This is a genomic window from Clostridium sp. TJA085 (genome assembly GCF_058310235.1).
On record NZ_JBZEEZ010000012.1, the window covers coordinates 1,333 to 2,562 of the forward strand.

Below are 1,230 nucleotides of genomic sequence, written 5' to 3' on the forward strand. Positions count from 1 at the left end.
AGTAGTGCCCGTACCGCAAACCGACACAGGTAGATGAGGAGAGAATCCTAAGGCCGGCGGAAGAATTGCAGTTAAGGAACTAGGCAAATTGACCCCGTAACTTCGGGAGAAGGGGTGCCTGCGAGAGCAGGCCGCAGAGAATAGGCCCAAGCAACTGTTTAGCAAAAACACAGGTCTCTGCTAAAGCGAAAGCTGATGTATAGGGGCTGACGCCTGCCCGGTGCTGGAAGGTTAAGGGGAACACTTAGCGCAAGCGAAGGTGTGAACTTAAGCCCCAGTAAACGGCGGCCGTAACTATAACGGTCCTAAGGTAGCGAAATTCCTTGTCAGGTAAGTTCTGACCCGCACGAATGGCGTAATGACTTGGGCACTGTCTCAACTGCAAATCCGGCGAAGTTGTAGTGCGAGTGAAGATGCTCGCTACCCGCGATTGGACGGAAAGACCCCGTAGAGCTTTACTGTAGCTTAGCATTGAATTTCGGTATTATCTGTACAGGATAGGTGGGAGACTGGGAAGTTAGGACGTCAGTCCTAATGGAGTCAACCTTGGGATACCACCCTGATATTACTGGAATTCTAACAGGACGCCATGAAACTGGTGACTGGACATTGTTAGGTGGGCAGTTTGACTGGGGCGGTCGCCTCCTAAAAAGTAACGGAGGCGCCCAAAGGTTCCCTCAGAACGGTCGGAAATCGTTCGAAGAGTGCAAAGGCAGAAGGGAGCCTGACTGCGACACCCACAAGTGGAGCAGGGACGAAAGTCGGGCTTAGTGATCCGGTGGTACCTCGTGGGAGGGCCATCGCTCAACGGATAAAAGCTACCTCGGGGATAACAGGCTGATCTCCCCCAAGAGTTCACATCGACGGGGAGGTTTGGCACCTCGATGTCGGCTCGTCGCATCCTGGGGCTGAAGTAGGTCCCAAGGGTTGGGCTGTTCGCCCATTAAAGCGGCACGCGAGCTGGGTTCAGAACGTCGTGAGACAGTTCGGTCCCTATCCGTCGCGGGCGTAGGAAATTTGAGAGGAGCTGTCCTTAGTACGAGAGGACCGGGATGGACTGACCTCTGGTGTACCAGTTGTTCTGCCAAGAGCATAGCTGGGTAGCTAAGTCGGGAAGGGATAAACGCTGAAAGCATCTAAGCGTGAAGCCCACCTCAAGATGAGATTTCCCATAGCGTAAGCTAGTAAGACCCCTTGAAGAACACAAGGTTGATAGGTCAGGGGTGTAAG

1 rRNA gene (only partly in view) is annotated in these 1,230 nt (G+C 53.4%); it reads left to right on the top strand.

Annotation, left to right across the window (positions count from 1 at the left end):
* Nucleotides 1-1,230: ribosomal RNA gene (locus tag AC4FQW_RS13265) — 23S ribosomal RNA — on the top strand (its annotated part extends 1,332 nt beyond the left edge of the window); the annotation flags it as partial.